Origin of the sequence: Haloparvum sedimenti, from assembly GCF_001462205.1 — an archaeon.
Classification (GTDB): domain Archaea; phylum Halobacteriota; class Halobacteria; order Halobacteriales; family Haloferacaceae; genus Haloparvum; species Haloparvum sedimenti.
Genome location: NZ_LKIR01000069.1, coordinates 7115 through 22959, shown reverse-complemented (window position 1 = coordinate 22959; position 15845 = coordinate 7115). Strand labels below are relative to the sequence as shown.

General features: G+C 67.8%; 15 protein-coding genes, 1 tRNA gene and 1 pseudogene. 10 read left to right on the top strand and 7 right to left on the bottom strand.

The window, feature by feature from the left end; all coding sequences use genetic code 11:
• Positions 1–337 (bottom strand): annotated as a pseudogene (locus tag AN233_RS04755) (IS200/IS605 family transposon protein TnpB); the annotation flags it as partial.
• A complete protein-coding gene (tnpA, locus tag AN233_RS04750) occupies positions 334–714 on the bottom strand; it encodes an IS200/IS605 family transposase (RefSeq protein ID WP_058365699.1) in 381 nt (126 codons plus the stop codon). The gene tnpA and the pseudogene AN233_RS04755, both read right to left, overlap by 4 nt.
• A gap of 195 nt (positions 715–909) precedes the next feature.
• Between tnpA and AN233_RS04745 the strand changes: the two genes are divergently transcribed.
• Positions 910–1206 carry a Sec-independent protein translocase subunit TatA/TatB gene (locus AN233_RS04745; protein ID WP_058365698.1) on the top strand — a complete coding sequence of 99 codons (297 nt, stop codon included), beginning with the start codon at positions 910–912 and terminating at the stop codon, positions 1204–1206.
• A gap of 58 nt (positions 1207–1264) precedes the next feature.
• Positions 1265–1337: transfer RNA gene (locus tag AN233_RS04740), tRNA-Arg, on the top strand.
• Positions 1338–1381: 44 nt separating this feature from the next.
• On the opposite strand, the gene AN233_RS04735 is transcribed toward AN233_RS04740, so the two are convergent.
• The 4 genes from AN233_RS04735 to AN233_RS04720 form a co-directional block, all read right to left on the bottom strand.
• Positions 1382–2938, bottom strand: a complete 1557-nt coding sequence (locus AN233_RS04735; RefSeq protein WP_058365697.1) for an Hsp70 family protein — start codon at positions 2936–2938, stop codon at positions 1382–1384.
• 49 nt (positions 2939–2987) lie between these two features.
• Positions 2988–4196 carry a DnaJ domain-containing protein gene (locus tag AN233_RS04730; protein WP_058365696.1) on the bottom strand — a complete coding sequence of 403 codons (1209 nt, stop codon included), beginning with the start codon at positions 4194–4196 and terminating at the stop codon, positions 2988–2990.
• The gene (locus tag AN233_RS04725; protein ID WP_058365695.1) at positions 4193–4861 is read right to left on the bottom strand and encodes a hypothetical protein; all 669 of its coding nucleotides are present in this window, start codon (positions 4859–4861) and stop codon (positions 4193–4195) included. Before AN233_RS04725 ends, AN233_RS04730 begins: the two co-directional genes overlap by 4 nt.
• A gap of 116 nt (positions 4862–4977) precedes the next feature.
• A complete protein-coding gene (locus AN233_RS04720) occupies positions 4978–5403 on the bottom strand; it encodes a hypothetical protein (RefSeq protein WP_125919977.1) in 426 nt (141 codons plus the stop codon).
• Between the two features lie 128 nt (positions 5404–5531).
• Between AN233_RS04720 and AN233_RS04715 the strand changes: the two genes are divergently transcribed.
• The gene (locus AN233_RS04715) at positions 5532–6443 is read left to right on the top strand and encodes a hypothetical protein (protein ID WP_058365693.1); all 912 of its coding nucleotides are present in this window, start codon (positions 5532–5534) and stop codon (positions 6441–6443) included.
• Here the strand turns inward: AN233_RS04715 and AN233_RS04710 are convergent.
• The gene (locus tag AN233_RS04710) at positions 6436–7140 is read right to left on the bottom strand and encodes a DUF1405 domain-containing protein (RefSeq protein WP_058365692.1); all 705 of its coding nucleotides are present in this window, start codon (positions 7138–7140) and stop codon (positions 6436–6438) included. The two genes, AN233_RS04715 and AN233_RS04710, sit on opposite strands and share 8 nt — an antisense overlap.
• A 224-nt stretch (positions 7141–7364) precedes the next feature.
• Between AN233_RS04710 and AN233_RS04705 the strand changes: the two genes are divergently transcribed.
• From AN233_RS04705 to AN233_RS17175, 7 genes are all read left to right on the top strand, one after another.
• Positions 7365–10709, top strand: coding sequence for an ATPase, T2SS/T4P/T4SS family (locus AN233_RS04705; RefSeq protein ID WP_080508352.1), 3345 nt, complete (start codon positions 7365–7367; stop codon positions 10707–10709).
• 52 nt (positions 10710–10761) lie between these two features.
• A complete protein-coding gene (locus tag AN233_RS04700) occupies positions 10762–12801 on the top strand; it encodes a type II secretion system F family protein (protein ID WP_058365691.1) in 2040 nt (679 codons plus the stop codon).
• Complete coding sequence (locus AN233_RS04695; protein WP_058365690.1) at positions 12791–13327, top strand: DUF7287 family protein; 537 nt, start codon at positions 12791–12793, stop codon at positions 13325–13327. Before AN233_RS04700 ends, AN233_RS04695 begins: the two co-directional genes overlap by 11 nt.
• Positions 13328–13329: 2 nt before the next feature.
• Positions 13330–13929, top strand: a complete 600-nt coding sequence (locus AN233_RS04690; protein ID WP_058365689.1) for a DUF7288 family protein — start codon at positions 13330–13332, stop codon at positions 13927–13929.
• Entirely contained in the window at positions 13917–14852 is a 936-nt protein-coding gene (locus AN233_RS04685; RefSeq protein ID WP_058365688.1) for a DUF7261 family protein, read from the top strand. Before AN233_RS04690 ends, AN233_RS04685 begins: the two co-directional genes overlap by 13 nt.
• Complete coding sequence (locus AN233_RS04680) at positions 14845–15309, top strand: DUF7266 family protein (protein WP_058365687.1); 465 nt, start codon at positions 14845–14847, stop codon at positions 15307–15309. Before AN233_RS04685 ends, AN233_RS04680 begins: the two co-directional genes overlap by 8 nt.
• A partial coding sequence (locus AN233_RS17175; RefSeq protein ID WP_449271519.1) for a DUF7289 family protein occupies positions 15306–15845 on the top strand: 540 nt, incomplete at its 3' end. The genes AN233_RS04680 and AN233_RS17175, both read left to right, overlap by 4 nt.

Below are 15845 nucleotides of genomic sequence, written 5' to 3'. Positions count from 1 at the left end.
TGTTTCGGATGTAGGTACGGAGCTCGCGTCCGTCCTCCTCGTTGCCCCAGTACGACGGAGGGTTGGCGTCCTCGCCTTTCTCCTTGAGGGCGAAGAACGATCGCCACGCTTCGCTGTTCTTGCGCGTGACCTGTTGAACAGTCGCACTACCGACGACACCGTTGTAGCGCCCCCGGTACTCGGAGGTGTCCCACACGTCGCCGTCACCGAAGTAGTTCTGACGACGTTCGTAGGTCAGTTCGTTCCACAGGGAGGCGGAGGCGTCGAGCAGCCGTAGAAGGCACTCTTTGTCGTTCTCGGTCTGTGGCACGACCTCGAAGGTGTTGACGCGCTTCATTCGTCACCACCTTCCTGTTCAGCGATGTACTGTTCGACAGCGCCCTTCGAGGCGCTTCCCGCCGTTCCGACGTAGTACGAACGAGTCCACTTCACGCGGTCGTCGTACCGCTGGTTATACTTCCGCGCCGAGATGCCCTTCACCCAGTTGACGATGAGTGACGGGGCGTTCTTCGGTGGACTCCCAATGAACAGGTGCACGTGGTCGGGCATGACCTCGGACTCGGGCAGTTCGAGGTCTTTGTCCTCACAGATTTCCGCGAAGATGGTTTCGAGACGTTCCTTCGTCTTCCCCGTCAGGTGCGAACGCCGATATTTCGGTACGAACACTATGTGGTAGTAGAGTTCGTATTTCGCGTGACGGGTACTCTTTACCATCTATGCATACTATCACGGTTTGACAGCTTAAAGATTGCGTTGGAACCCCGTTTATGCCATCGTCGGCGGTTGAATACTGTTGGTCGGCTTCATCCCCGCCCTGAAGGGCGAGGCTTTCGCCTCGAATTTTCCGTAATTACCGGACCGACTGAGGCAAAAAGCCTATAATCACCACAAGGCTACTCGGAGACAGAGATGGTAGGTACGATTCCCCTGATCGGCCCGATCCCCGGTGGACCGGAGCTGCTCATCATTCTGCTCGTGCTGGTGCTCCTGTTCGGCGCCAACAAGATCCCCAAGCTCGCCCGCTCGACGGGGCAGGCGATGGGCGAGTTCAAGAAGGGCCGCGAGGAAGTCGAGGAGGAGCTACAGGAGATGCAGGGCGACGGCCTCGAGGAGGGTGCTGACTCCGACGCGGGCGCCGTGTCCGGCGCGGACGAGGCCGACGAGGCCGACGAGGAGACCGAGGAAGCGACCGAGAAGAACGAGTAACCCGCCGATTTTCGGGCCGTTTTCGGACCGCTTTCGGACCGACCACGCCGAGAGCCGTGGGCGCGTGGCCTAGTGGACAGGGCGAGAGGTTCCTAACCTCTAGACCGCGGGTTCGAATCCCGCCGCGCCCGTCCGCCGACCGCGAGCGCGTCGGCGCCTCGACGGCCGGGGAGCGTCACTTCACTTCGGGGAGCCGCCGACGCATCCGGTCGAGTTCCCCCTGGTTCACGCCGAACTCGGAGTCGATCGTCACCTCCGCCGCGACGCCGGAGTCCGGGTTGCGCGCGGAGACGTCGAGGATCCCGTTTTCGTCCAGCTCGAAGGTGACCTCGACCTTCTGTTGGCCCGCCGGAGCCGGCGGGATCCCCCGCAGCGAGAAGGAGTCGAGGAGCTCGTTCTCCGTGGCGACCTGGCTCTCGCCCTGATACACCTCGACGGTGACGACCTCCTGATTGTCCTGGACGGTGTAGTACTCGTTCGTCACCTTCGCCGGGATGGAGCTGTTCTTCGGGATCAGCCGACTGAGCTGGTTTTCACGGCCGCCGAGCTGTGCCCGTACGCCGAGCGTCTTCGGCGTAACGTCGAGCAGCACCACGTCGTCGACGCCGTCCGTCTCGTCCGCCGGGACGAGCTCGCCCGGCTCGCCGCTCGGGAGCGCCGACTGCGAGAGGATGCCGGCCTGCGTCGCGGCGCCGAGCGCGACCGCCACGTCCGTGTCGATCCGCTTCGATGGGGTGTGGCCGAGCGCGTCCTCGACCGCGGCCGCGATGTGGGGATTCCGCGTCGACCCGCCGACGAGCAGCACGTCGTCCACGTCGTCGATCGTCGCGTCGGTCCGGTCGAACAGCTCGTAGCAGATGTCGATCGTCGCGTCGGTGAGGTGCGCCGTGGCGTCGACGAAGGTGTCGCGGTCGATCCGCATCTCCAGGTCGTACGCCCCGTCGGCCGTCTCGAAGAGGAACGGGAGCGACACCGTCGCGGTCCGGGCGGATGAGAGGTCGTGTTTCGCCTCCTTGGCCGCCTGCCAGATGCGCTCCATGGCCTCCGGGTCCTCCGGAACGACGCCCGTCTCTCGCTCGACGCGGTCGAGGATCACGTCGACGAGGCAGCCGTCCCAGTCGTCCCCGCCGAGCTGTGTGTCGCCGTGCGTCGCGACGACCTCGATCACGCCGTCGGAGATGGAGACGAGCGAGACGTCGAACGTTCCGCCCCCCAGGTCGTACACGAGCACCTCCGCGTCCCGCGAGTCGTCCAGCCCGTAGGCGAGGCAGGCCGCCGTGGGCTCGTTGATGATGCGCTCGACGTCCAGTCCGGCTATCTTCCCCGCACGTTTCGTCGCCTCCCGCTGCCGGTTCCCGAAGTACGCCGGCACGGTGATGACGGCGCTGTCGATCCGATGTCCCAGCTCCGCCTCCGCGTCCTCCTTCAGCTTCGTCAGGATGAGCGCCGAGATCTCCTCGGGGGAGAGGGAGTCGCCGCTCGGCGTCCGGTGTTCGTACTCGCGGTTCCCCATCTCGCCTTTGATCGAGTAGATCGTGTGGTCCGGGTTCCGGACCGCCTGGTTGTCCGCCTCGCGGCCGACGAGAACGTCGTCGCCGTCGAACGCGACCACCGACGGGGTTTTTCTGTCTCCGGCGGCGTTCTCGACGACCTCCGGTGACCCGCCGACCGGCGCGGCGAGCACGCTGTTCGTCGTTCCCAGGTCGATACCGACGGTGATGCCACGATCCATGTGGCGATGTGTTCGCAAGCCAAGATAAAGCTCCTTCGGCGGGCGGCCGCTACAGGCCGATCGCCGCGCGGACGTCCGACCGGCGGTCGGTCGCGAGGAGGTACCCCGTCGCGACCACCGGCGGGACGAAGAGCAGCACGGCCTCGCCCACGTTGCCGATGCCGGCCTCGCTCAGGAGCGGGAGCGCGATGAGCGTCACGCGCGAGGCGGCGTCCCACGCGACCGGCTGGCTCGTCCCCTCCGCGTTGAACCAGTCGCGCACGAGCGTCTCCTTGAAGTACCGGAGACAGAGGAACAGCCCGATCAGGAGGGCCACGACCGAGAGTCCCTCCCCCGTCGCGCCCCCGATCTCGAGTCCGAGCACGGCGGTGGCGACGACGACCACCCCGACACCGACCGCGAGGCGGCGGACGACGGTCTCCCACCCCTCCGGCGAGGTCCCCTCGCGCAGGATGCGGTCCGTGTACTTCATCCGCCGGTACTGGTAGTACACCGGGAGCAGCGCGGCCGTGAGCAGGATCGGACTCACGGCGGACGCGAGCCACCAGTAGACCAGCAACGCCGGGTACTTCAGCAGTTCCACGTCGGGGTTCAGGGGGCTCCCGGTCGCGGACGGCTGTCCCCATCCCGGGCTTCCCCGCGCGGAGGCGGTGCTCGTCTCCGCGGTCGACCCGCCCGAACTCGTTCCGCCCGCCGACGCTCCGCCGGAGTCGCCGGACCTTCCGGCGCCGCCGGAGCCACCCGAGTCGGCCGTCTCCGACTGGCGGCCGCCGGAGCGGTGATCGTTCCGCGACCGCCCCTGTCGGCCCCGGTTGCGCTGGTGGCGCTGCCGGTACTCGTCGGCCGTCGAGCGCTCCTGGCGCGACCGGCCGCGGTCCGTGCCGCCGCTCCGGTCCGATCCGGTCCGGTCGTCACTTTCGCGGTCGGTCCGGTCGTCGCGGTCGGTCCGCCCCCGACCTTCGTCTCCGCCGGTCTCGGAGCGACCCGACTCCTCACGCTCGGCGTCCGCGTTCGCCTGGCTGCCGGTCGTCCCGTCGCCGGTGTACTCCGCGTGGCCGACCCGGTCGTACCGTTTCCGCTCGGCGTCGTCGGTGAGCACCTCGCGGGCCTCCTTGATGAGGAGGAAACGCTCCCGCGCGTCCGGGTGGTCGCTGACGTCGGGGTGCCACTCGTGGATTAGGCTCCGGTAGGCGGACTCGATCTCCGCCTCGTCCGCGTCGGGGTCGACCCCGAGGACGTCGTAGTAGGTCTCCGTCATGCGACCTGTTCACCGTCGAGGTAGAGGTCGATGTTGACCTGCAGGAACGGGTCCGCCGCCTCCCAGAGCACGAGCGCCTTCCGGCGGTCGATGTCGTCGTAACTCGTGACGAAGTTCACGAACTCGTCGCGGACGTCGCCGACCGCGTCCTGTCCCTTGATCGGAAGGAGGTAGACGTGGTCGCGGCCGACGAGGTACGGGTGCGCGTTCTCCCAGGTTCCGACGAACAGCGTCGAGAGATACGTCTGGAACTCGAACATGGCCTCGGAGAGCGCGTCCGCGTTCTCCGTGAGGTAGTCCATCGAGTCGTCGGAGTGGCGCTTCTTCAATCCGCCGTGCGAGCGCTCCTCCGCGGCGTCCGCGGCCGCCTGCCGTATCTCGTCCGGGTCGAGGATCGTCGGCACGACGTACGTCTCGGCGAACGCCTGCGAGTTCGTGAGGACCTCCTCGTCGCTGACCAGGAAGCCGGAGGTGGTGACGTACTCACGGGACACCGGCTCGCCCGAGTCGTCGGTGACGTCCCAGGCGTGGAGGACGCGGCCGGCGGACTCCATGGGGGAGATGCGCTCGCCCTGCTGGGCCCGCTCGCGGAGTTCACGCCCCGTCAGGGCGAGCCCGTCCTCCGAGCAGATGTACATCATGTCGTCGTCCGCTTGTGGCTCCATCGGTTACCACCCCTTCCGGTCGTCGCACGACTCGGTCGGCGTCTTTGCCCGCGTCGCCGCCGGCGCCTCGGTCGCCTCCGTCGGCCCCGTCGGAACGAGTGAGAAACGCGCCGACATCAGTTGGGCATCTCCAGGTCCCGGATGCGTTCCTGCACGACGGTGACCCACGCCTCCTCGGGGACGCCCAGCGCCGCCCGGCGCTTCCGGAGGTAGTAGATGGCGACCGGGAACGGACCGAAGTAGATGAAGAACGGCGAGACGAGCGCCGCCATGACCCACCGCAACGTCTGCGGCGTCCAGCGGCTGGCCTGCCGAACGTACCGGATGTCGGCGTAGACGACCGCGGCGAACGCGACGCCGATCCCGGCGATCGACCAGAGGATGTAGGTCTCCACCGGCCCCCCGGACCCCGACTCGACCCCGCCCATCGCCGCGTAGAGGACGAAGTACAGAAGCAGCGCGACGAGACTCGCGATCGGAACGAAGGCGATGACCATCCAGTACGGAACGTGTGTTCCTGGGATACGTGGCTCTGCTGGCATGTCATTTTGGTGTATGATAGGCGGTATAAATGTTATTATGGGTGACACCGATGCCGCAAGAGAGAACGGACGGCCGGGGACTTGTCAGCCCGAACTTATATATAATCTATCCACACAAGTTGGCTACCATGGCAACTACTGGGGAAGACCAAGACGTGGGTGGTGACGACGGGTTCATCGAGGGTGCGGAGACGGAAATTCTGGAACAGTACGCGGACGGGAACTGGGGCGTGGTGAACGACCTCGTCGACGAGGCGAAGCCGACGAACCTGGAAGGCGTCGAGTGCACGAAGCGGATCCACCGCACGCTCGCGTTCGACGACGAGGATCGGTTCATCGAACTCGCCCCGAACGAGGCGCAGCGGACCGACGTGCAAAGCGAGTTCATGGACGTCCACGCGGCGGACCGGGACTCGTTCGTTCCGGACGCGTTCGAGTCGCTGGAACTGGACTTCCCGATCCCGGAGTCCGAGCGCGTCGACGTCTGTACCAACTGCGACGGGAACGGTCGGAACCGATGTACCAACTGCGACGGGAGCGGCGCGAACCGCTGTGGACGGTGTAACGGGAGCGGGACGAACAGCGACCAGTCCGCGACCTGCTCGAAATGTGGCGGGAGCGGGACCGTCGTCTGCGACTCCTGTAGCGGCAACGGAAGCACGACCTGCGGGACCTGTGACGGCACGGGGGAGACGTACAAGATGGACTTCGTCCGGCGCTCGTACGACCCGACCGAGACGGTCGAGGTCGAGACCGACCGCACCCCGGACAAGTACGTGGAGGATGCCGAGGGTGAGAAGATCACCACCGAGAAGAACGCGACCGCGGACGACGAGATCCGGAACGAGACGGAGATCCGGGAGGTCCCCGTCTCGATCCTCGATTACGAGTACGACGGCGACGAGTACACGGTCTACCACGTCGACGGGGAACCGCGCGCCCGCTCGTACCCGAAGAGCACGACCAGAAAGGTCCTGCCGTTCGCGGTGGTCGGTATCGGCGTGGTCGTGGCGGCGCTCTGGTACTTCAACATCATCTGACCCGGCTGGCCGCGTCCAGCCGGCGGAACGACCGCGACGCGACCCACGTCGCGAACAGGCTCAGGGCGACGGTCGCCGCCGGCAGGACGAGGCCGGGCTCGTACTGCAGCGGCGGGTGGTAGCCGAACCCGTAGTCGAGCAGGTCGTTGGCGAGCGAGAGCCCGAGCGCCAGCGCCAGCGCGCCGCGGGTCGTGCGACCGACTGCGGGCAGCAGCAGCGCGAGACCGACGAACAGCAGGTGGGTGCCGAGCACCCCCCAGTAGTAGACCAGCGCGTCCGGCGCGGCGAGGTAGGTCCCGACCGCGAGGTTCAGCGAGACGAGCGGCCAGAGACCGTACTTGACGAGCCAGACGAACGCGAGCGTGTGCAGGTACGCGAGCGGGCGGCTCGCCGGCGGCTCCGTCACCGGCCGGTCGAGCGCGAGCAGGGGGAAAAGCGTCACGAGCGCGAGCGTCGCCAGCGCGACCGCGGTCGCGGAGTCGGCGTAGAGCGGCCACAGCGCCGTCGGAACGCCGGGCATCGTCGCGACGTAGTACCGCACGCCGACCAGGAACATGAACGCGGTAAAGCCGACGACGGCGGCGAGGCTGCGCGCGTCGCCCAGCAGCACCTCGGCGAACGCGTCGCGGACGCGGCGGCGCACCGCGGACTCCCGAAGCGGGGCGAGCCGGTCCCTGATCGCGGCGAGACGCGTCACGTGCGGGCATCGGGCCGGCGGGCGAAAAAGCCCTCGCGTCCGCGCGGCGCGTGCCTCTCAGTCCTGATAACGATATGCGTCGACCGCCGTCGGCCGGAGCGGAGCGATCCTCGACGATCGGGAGACTGAAGCGGGATCGAAGCCGGAATACCGACCGGAAACGGTTGGGGTACTGACGGGAAACGGTGGAAGGGTTTTTGCCCGGGGACGGAGTTCCATGGACAATGGCAACCGAGGACGACGCCGCGACGCCGGAGCTGGAGGGGGAGACCGCGGCGTCGGGGGCGGAGTCGCCGTCGGCATCCGTCGGCGCGCGGGTGGGCGAGTACACGTGGGACGACTTCCTCCGCGAGCACGGCCACGAGGCCGCCGCGGACGCGCTCTACGAGCGGTTCGACGCGGCACCGGGCAGCGACCGCTGGGGCGAGGCGGACGCGACCGAGGAGCTGACCGCCGAGGACTGGGAGCGGGCGGGGGTCGACCCGGCCGATTTCCTGGGGTTTCACCCCGACGAGCTCCCCCATCGGTTTTGGGGCGCTGACGCGGTCGGCGAGTCGCTCCGAGAGCTCTGTGCAGCCCAACACCCCCTCGACCGAACGCCGGTCATCAAGGGCTACTACGCGTGGGAGGACTACAAGAAGGAGTACTTCTACGACGAGGAGGGGAACCCGCCCACCGACGAGGAGGGCAACGAGGAGCCGTTCGACCGCGGCGAGGCGCTCGGGTTCGACCCCGACCGGATCGAGAACGCGCTCGCCGCGGGCGCGCAGGCGGCCGAGGAGACGCTGGAGCTGGAGGACGAGCGGACCGTCGACGTGAACGAGGAGCTGAACGAGGACGCGTTCTTCTCGACCGAGTCGGGCGCGACGACGCTCACGAACCGCTACGACCTCGAGCGCGCGGTGCCGATGTCGAAGAAGTCCCACTTCCGCGAGATCGAGCGCTACTGGGTGAACAAGCCCTACTCGTTCGTGATCATCTTCCACTCCACGAAGGAGAACGAGAAGAAGTACTACGCGGTCCAGCCGTACCTCACGGAGATCGAGGCGGAGCTCCAGGACTACCTCACCGGCAAGCTCCGCACCTCGATCAAGTACTCCGACGAGTCGGTCGCGGGCGGCGACGAGGAACACCGGAAGCGCGTGATCTCCGAGGAGACCTACTCGCTGCTGGACCGGTACGACCTCTACAGCCGCGAGTCGGACGGCGGCGGGTTCGTCACCGACCTCGCGGACCGGTTCGGCTTCGAGCCGACGGAGGGGATCGCGGGGCGGATCGCCCAGTCGCTCGGCTACGCGCCCCCCGAGGAGGACGACGGGGAGATCCGCGGGATCGCGGCCCGCCCGGAGCCCGCGGTGCTCGCGGAGGATGCGGCGACGCTCACGGAGTATCAGGTCGAGAAGCTGCTCTACTTCCTGAAGCGGGACTTCATCGGCTACGAGCGCATCGACCCGATAAAGTACGACATCAACGTGGAGGACATCTCCTGTGACGGGTACGACTCCCCGGTCTTCGTCTACCACTCCGACTACGAGCAGATCATCTCGAACATCTACCACGACCGCGACGAGCTGGACGACTTCGTGGTGAAGCTGGCCCAGCGCTCCGGCAAGGGGATCTCGAAGCGCCGGCCGCAGGTCGACGCGACCCTCCCGGACGGCTCCCGTGCGCAGCTCACGCTGGGCAAGGAGGTCTCCGACCACGGGACCAACTACACGATCCGGCAGTTCAAGGACGTGCCGTTCACCCCGATCGACCTGATCAACTGGAAGACGTTCTCGCTCGACGAGATGGCGTTCCTCTGGCTCTGCATCGAGAACCACAAGAGCCTGATCTTCGCGGGCGGGACGGCGTCCGGGAAGACCACGAGCCTGAACGCTGTGTCGCTGTTCATCCCCTCCAACTCCAAGATCGTCTCCATCGAGGACACCCGCGAGGTCGAGCTGCCCCAGCGCAACTGGATCGCCTCGGTCACGCGGCCCTCCTTCTCGGACGACGACAAGGGCGACGTGGACGAGTTCGACCTGCTGGAGGCCGCGCTGCGCCAGCGCCCGGACTACATCGTGATGGGCGAGATCCGGGGGGAGGAGGGGCGAACGGCGTTCCAGGTCATGTCCACGGGGCACACGACCTACACCACCTTCCACGCCGACTCCGTCGGCGAGGTGCTCAAGCGGTTCACGACCGAGCCGATCAACGTCTCGAAGACCATGTTCACGGCGCTGGACCTGGTCTCGATCCAGGCGTCGACGCGCGTCGAGGGGCACAAGGTGCGCCGGAACAAGTCGCTCACCGAGATCAACCACTACGACGCCGAGAACGACGAGATCAACGTCCAGGACGTCTACCAGTGGCAGGCGGAGACGGACGAGTTCCTCCAGATGGGCGACTCGAACACCTTAGAGGAGATCAAGTTCGACCGCGGATGGACCCAGGAGAAGCTGGAGGACGAGATGTTCCAGCGCCAGGTCGTGCTGGCGTACCTGATCGACCGCGGGCTCAACACCTACTCGCAGGTCGCGGCGACGTTCCAGGCGTTCATCAACGACCCGGAGACGATCCTCGCGCTGATGGCCAACGAGGGGCTCGAACGGTCGCTGGAGGACCTCCGCGAGATGGAGTCGGTCCTCATCGACGTGGACCCGGAGAAGGAGGAGATGGTCCCGCGACCGAAGCCCGACGAGGAGGGGCGCGAGGAGGCCCGCCGGATCCTCGAGGAGGCCGAGGAGCTGTTCGAGCAGTACCGCGGCGAGATGCCCGACTCGGTCGCGGACGCGCTACTCGACGTGACGCCGGCCGCGGACGTGGAGGCGTCGGTCACCGAGGGCGAACGACCCGCACTGGAGGAGGCGACCGACGAGGCGCCTTCGGTCGAGGGGGCCGACGACGAGGCACCCGCACTCGACGCGCCGGGCGAGGGCACTCCCGACGAGAGCGCTTCCGACGAGAACACCTCTGACGAGAACGTCTCCGAGGACGGCGAGCCGGCCGTCGATCCGAGCGGCTCGAGCGGCGAGGACGAGGAGACACGGGATGACGGAGGGTTGGATGACGACGTGAGCGGCGACGACGCCGTCGACGCCGTCGATGCCGACGATGCCGACGCGGATTCCGGCGGGTCGGACCCGTTCGACGTAGACACCGGAGGAATACGTTTCGACGCGAGCAACGGGGACGACTCGCCGACCGTGCTGGGGGACGACGGCCCGGCGGTGCCGGACGAGCCGATGATCCTCGGCGATCCGGAGACGGTCGACGACGGGGCGGACGGGGGCGACGCCGACGGCGGCGACGCGAGCGGGACCGAGGAGGTCGGCATCGATCCGCCCGAATGGGACGCTGGGGGAGCCGACGGCGACGGAGAGCCGGACGACGACCCGGCCGGTCCCGCGGCGTCCGACGATGATGACGGCGGGGACGGGTTGGCCGAGAACGGGCCGGACGTCCACGGGGACGACGAGGACCTGTCGGACACCGACGATGAGGACGAGACCGCGGACGACGACGAGGACGATGAGGCGGAGATAGACGAGTGGGGCTTCGGCGCGGTTGAGGACGAGGAGGACTGACCGTGTCGGGTTCGACCTGGCGACGCGCGGCGTCGATCGAGGGGGTGTCGGCGTGAGCCTCGACACGGGCTTTGGCGGCGACGGCGGCGACTCGGGGGTGCTCGCGGACGCCTTCTATCCGCTGTTCCAGCTGCTTTTCGACCCCGACGGCGACTTCGTGGCGGACGTGGAGACGAAGCTGACCCAGGCGCGGATGTCGGACACGGTCGAGCTCTACATCTCCCGCGCGCTCGGCGTCGGGCTGCTCGTCGGGCTGCTGCTCTGGGTCGTCGGAACGCTGTTCGGCTACGGCATCTTCGCGATCGGGCTGATCACGCCGGAGGCGCTCTCGATCGGGATCCCCGCCCCGAGCGAGGGGGCCGCGGAGCTGATGCGGTCGCTCGTGATGCCCGCCGCGGTCCTGGTGAGCGGGCTGTTCTTCGGGAGCATCGGGTTCGCGATGGGGTTCGGCGGCCTGCTCGCGATCCCCTACTCGACGGCGTCCTCACGGAAGCGGGAGATCGACATGTTGCTCGCCGACTCCGTCTCGTTCATGTACGCGCTGTCGGTCGGCGGGCTCAACCAGCTCGAGATCCTGCGCGCGATGGCGGGCGCGGAGGACACCTACGGCGAGGTGTCCAAGGAGTTCCGGAGCATCGTCAACGAGACGGAGTACTTCGGCACCGACTACCGGAACGCCATCCGCCAGCAGGCGATGGACACGCCGAGCGACGAGCTGTCGCAGTTCCTGACGGACATGCTCTCCATCGTCAACTCCGGAGGGGACATGGAGCAGTTCCTGAAGGACAAGAAGGACAAGCACATGCGGACCGCCAAACAGCAGCAGGAGATGACGCTGGAGACGCTGGAGCTGTTCGGCGAGATGTACATGACCCTCTCGCTGTTCCCGCTGCTTCTGATCATCATCCTCGTCATCATGAGCATGCTGGGCAACGCCAACGACCAGCTGCTGTACGGCACCGTCTACGTCCTCATCCCGCTGACCGGGGTCGGGTTCCTCGTGCTCGTCTCGACGGTCAAACAGGACGAGCCGGGCGACGGCATGCTCCGGCCGGAGGGCGGAAGCGATCGGCTCCAGCAGTCGAGCAAGGAGGGACTGCTTCACCTCGGACTCGTCGAGGGGTTCGTCGGCCGCTTCGGCGTCTTCAACCGGATCAAGGACCGCGAGGGGACCCACAAGACGAAGGAGCTGCTGGCGGCGCCGCACCACTTCTTCCGGGACAACCCCCTCTACACGCTGGCGCTGACGGTCCCGGCCGCGCTCGTGCTGGTCGGGGTCGCCTTCGCGGCCGGGGCCGCGCCCGTCGCGGTCGACGAGTGGATCGCCGAGCCCATCTGGAGCACGTTCATCTGGATCTACGTGCCGGCGTACCTGACGCTCGTCCCGCTGGCGTTCTTCCACGCCTGGAACGAGCGCGCTCGCGGCGCGATCACGGGCAAGCTCTCCGATAACCTCCGAAAGCTCTCCTCGGCGAACGACACCGGCCAGACCCTGCTGGAGTCGATCGACACGGTCGCAGACACCTCCTCCGGCAAGCTCGCCGAGGAGTTCGAGATGATGTACGCGAAGGTGAACTACGGGATGAGCCTCCGGGACGCGATGGTGGAGTTCAACAACAAGTACCGGATCCCGCGGCTCGCGCGGACGATCAAGCTCATCTCCGAGGCCCAGGAGGCGTCCTCGCAGATCACCGACGTGCTGACGACCGCGGCCCAGGCCTCCGAGAACCAGGACGACATCGAGCGCGAGCGGAAGTCACGCACCCGGATGCAGGTGGCGATCATCCTGATGACGTACGTGACGCTTCTGGGCGTCATGGCGATCCTCCAGACGCAGTTCATCGACGTGATGGCCGACCTCGTCGATCAGGGCGGCGGGGGCGGGGGCGGCGGTGCCGGCGGCGGCATGGACTTCGGCGGCGGCGTCAACCCCGAGCTGCTGTCGCTGCTGTTCTTCCATGCGGTCACGCTACAGGCGATCCTCTCGGGGTTCATCAGCGGCTACATCCGGAGCGCGGACGTCATCTCCGGGGTGAAGTTCGTCGTGATCCTGATCACGATGGCGCTGGGAGTGTGGATCTATGTCGGCTGAGCGGGACGAATCGGCCCGCGGGCAGACGACGCTCGACTTCGCGGTGGGGGCCGGCGTGTTCCTGGTTACGCTCGCGGGCGTGCTCGCCGGCGTGTCGGCGTTCTTCGACCCCTTCATCGGCGTGCAGAGCCAGACGCTCACGGTCGCGGACGCGGGCGCGGCGCAGCTCACGGAGGGGCTGCTCGTCGCGGACGGCGCGGAGCCCGGCGTGTTGAGCGGTCCCTGCACGGTCGCGTTCTTCACGGCGAACGACAGCCTCGCCTCCGACTACGACTGTACGGCGAGCGGAACGACTGACTTCGCGTCGGCGGTGGGGATCGAGGAGTACGGCGCGGAGGTCGTGATCCACGAACCGACCGACCCCGTGACGCAGGAAGCGACCGTCGAGATTCCGGTTGAGGGGACGACGCACTCCGTAACGCTCCGTCGGTCGAACAGCGACACCGTTCCGACCGACGTCTCCGTGGCCAGGCGGGTCGTCTCGCTCGACGGAACCATCTACCGGCTGACCGTGAGGGTGTGGTAGCCGTGGACCGCGCGCAGGCACACACGCTCGAGGCGTTCGTCGCCGCCCTTCTGATCGTCGGCGCGCTCATGTTCGCGCTTCAGGCGACCGCGGTCACGCCGCTGTCGGCCAGCACGTCGAGCCAGCACATCGAGAACCAGCAGCGGACGGCGGCCAACGACGTGCTCGCGACCGGCGCCGCGAACGGCGACCTCACGGAGTTCGTCCTCCACTGGAACCCCGAAGAGGAGCGGTTCAACGGGAGCGGGGAGACGGAACAGTACCCGAACCGGCTCCCCGAGGAACTCACCTTCGGCGACACCCTCGAGGCGACGTTCGGGTCACATCGGATCGCCTACAACGTCTACGTCGCACACCACCGCGAGGGGCGAACCATGTCCGCACAGCGGGTGGTGTACATGGGGTCGCCGAGCGACAACGCGGTCTCGGCGACGCGCTCCGTCGCGCTGTACAACGACAGCACGCTGACGGTGGACGGCTACGAGAACCGCACGCTGGAGGCGGTCGGCTCGTCGGCGGACGAGTCCTTCTACGCGGAGAACGTCGCGTCGGACGAGCTGTACAACCTGGTGGAGGTGAGGCTGGTCGTATGGCGGATGTGACCGACCTCCGGCGAGGCGACCGCGCGCAGCTGTTCCTCGTCGGCGCGCTCGTCATCGCGACCATCCTGGTCGTCCTCGCAGTCCTCCTGAACGGCGCCATCTACTCGGAGAACCTCGCGACTCGCGGGAGCGGCGACGAGACCTCCGCGGCGTTCGCGGCGGTCGGCGAAGTCCGGGCGACGACGGGCGGCGTCGTCGACGCCGAGAACCGGCAGCACTACGACACGGAAGCCGCGGTGCTGGCGGCCGTGAAAAACGACACCGAGCGGCTGGACGAGCTGTTCGCGAAGGGGTACGGTCGCCGCGGCGTCGTGATCGAGACGAGGACGGTTGACCGCGAGCCGGGGCTCTTCATCGAACAGAACGAGAGCGGCGCCTTCGTCGGCGCGGGCGGCACGCCGAGTTTCACCCTGGCGAAGAACGTCAGCCGGACGCGGTCGTTCGTGTTGCGCGTGAACGCCACGGAGGTCGCGGAGACGAGCGACCCCGCCAACGACTCCTTCGCCGTCTCCCGGAACGACAGCGCCCGCCAGATCTACGTCTACCGGAACGCCTCGGACGGCGGGAACCTCACGGTCGCGGTCGGCGACGCCGGCGACCCGGACCCGACGGTCGTCTGTCGCCCCGTCGCGCCCAGCGGCGTCGTCGCGGTGGACCTCACCGACGGCGCCGTCGACGACCGATCCTGCGGCCGGCCGCTGTGGAACTCCACCGGCACCTACGACGTGGAGTACGACCGCGGCGACGCGGCCAACGGAACCTACGAACTGACGGTCGCCGGGCCGGTCGACGAGGCCGACGTGGACGACGCGCCGCTCGTCTCGCCGGCCGTCTACGCCGTGACCGTCGATCTCGAGTTCCGCAGCGAGTCGGTGGACTACGAGACGCGAGTCCGGGTCGCACCGGGTGAGACGGATGCGTGACGCGCTCGCGGGGTTCGGCGACGACGAGCGCGGCGTCTCGGTGATGGTGGGGTACGTCCTCAACCTCGCAGTCGCGGCGATCCTCATCGGCGGCCTGATCACTGCGGCGGGCGGGATGATGGACTCCCGCGCGACGCAGTCCGCGGACGCGCAACTCGAGGTGCTGGGCTCGCAGGTGGCCGCGGAGGTCGCGGGCGCCGACCGGCTCGTCGCCGCGAGTTCGAACGCCTCGACCCCGACCGTCGCCGTGCGGATCGAGCTGCCGCGAACGGTCGCGGGACGGAGCTACACCATCGCCGTCGAGAACAACGGGACTCAACTGGTATTGGAGAGCGAGGACGTGCGAGTCACCCACCGGCTGCCGGCGCTCCGGACGCCGATCGAGGAGGGCCGGATCCCCGGCGGGGATGTCGAGATCCGGTACACCGGCGTGGCGCTGGAGGTGCGGTCGGCGTGATCCGCGACGACCGCGGGGTGAGCGACGTGGTGGGGTACGTCCTCGTCTTCGCGTTGATCACGGCGTCCATCGGGACCGTCTTCGCGGCCGGACTCGGCGGGCTCGACGACCGCCGACAGGCCGAGCAGGTGAACAACGTCGAGCGGGCGTTCGACGTGCTCCACGACAACCTCCGCGACATCCACCGCAACGACGCTCCGAGTCGCGCGACGGAGCTTCGGCTCGCCGGCGGAACGCTGTCGTTCGCGGACTCGGTATCGGTTCGAGCCGGCGTGTACGAGAACGGAAGCGGGTGGGTCGATCCCGCGAACACGACGAACGCGACGGTCAGGCCGGTCCGCTACCAGTCCGGTTCCACCAGCTACGTCGTGGAGGGGGGTGCGCTGTTCCGGGTCGACCGCGGCGGGCAGACCGTCGTCCGACCGCCGACCACGGTTCGCGGGACCAACCGGACCACGCTCGTGTTCCTGAGCACGCGGGCCGCGAGCCAGGGGGCGATCGGCGGGCAGACGACCGCCCGGATCGTCGCCGAACGC

Bases quoted from the DNA above. Each gene is read 5' to 3' on its own strand.
- AN233_RS04735 (WP_058365697.1), bottom strand. From the start codon at position 2,938: ATGGATCGTGGCATCACCGTCGGTATCGACCTGGGAACGACGAACAGC.
- AN233_RS04720 (WP_125919977.1), bottom strand. From the start codon at position 5,403: ATGCCAGCAGAGCCACGTATCCCAGGAACACACGTTCCGTACTGGATG.
- AN233_RS04705 (WP_080508352.1), top strand. From the start codon at position 7,365: ATGGCAACCGAGGACGACGCCGCGACGCCGGAGCTGGAGGGGGAGACC.
- AN233_RS04725 (WP_058365695.1), bottom strand. From the start codon at position 4,861: ATGGAGCCACAAGCGGACGACGACATGATGTACATCTGCTCGGAGGAC.
- tnpA (WP_058365699.1), bottom strand. From the start codon at position 714: ATGGTAAAGAGTACCCGTCACGCGAAATACGAACTCTACTACCACATA.
- AN233_RS04745 (WP_058365698.1), top strand. From the start codon at position 910: ATGGTAGGTACGATTCCCCTGATCGGCCCGATCCCCGGTGGACCGGAG.
- AN233_RS04695 (WP_058365690.1), top strand. From the start codon at position 12,791: ATGTCGGCTGAGCGGGACGAATCGGCCCGCGGGCAGACGACGCTCGAC.
- AN233_RS04685 (WP_058365688.1), top strand. From the start codon at position 13,917: ATGGCGGATGTGACCGACCTCCGGCGAGGCGACCGCGCGCAGCTGTTC.
- AN233_RS04730 (WP_058365696.1), bottom strand. From the start codon at position 4,196: ATGACGGAGACCTACTACGACGTCCTCGGGGTCGACCCCGACGCGGAC.
- AN233_RS04715 (WP_058365693.1), top strand. From the start codon at position 5,532: ATGGCAACTACTGGGGAAGACCAAGACGTGGGTGGTGACGACGGGTTC.
- AN233_RS04680 (WP_058365687.1), top strand. From the start codon at position 14,845: ATGCGTGACGCGCTCGCGGGGTTCGGCGACGACGAGCGCGGCGTCTCG.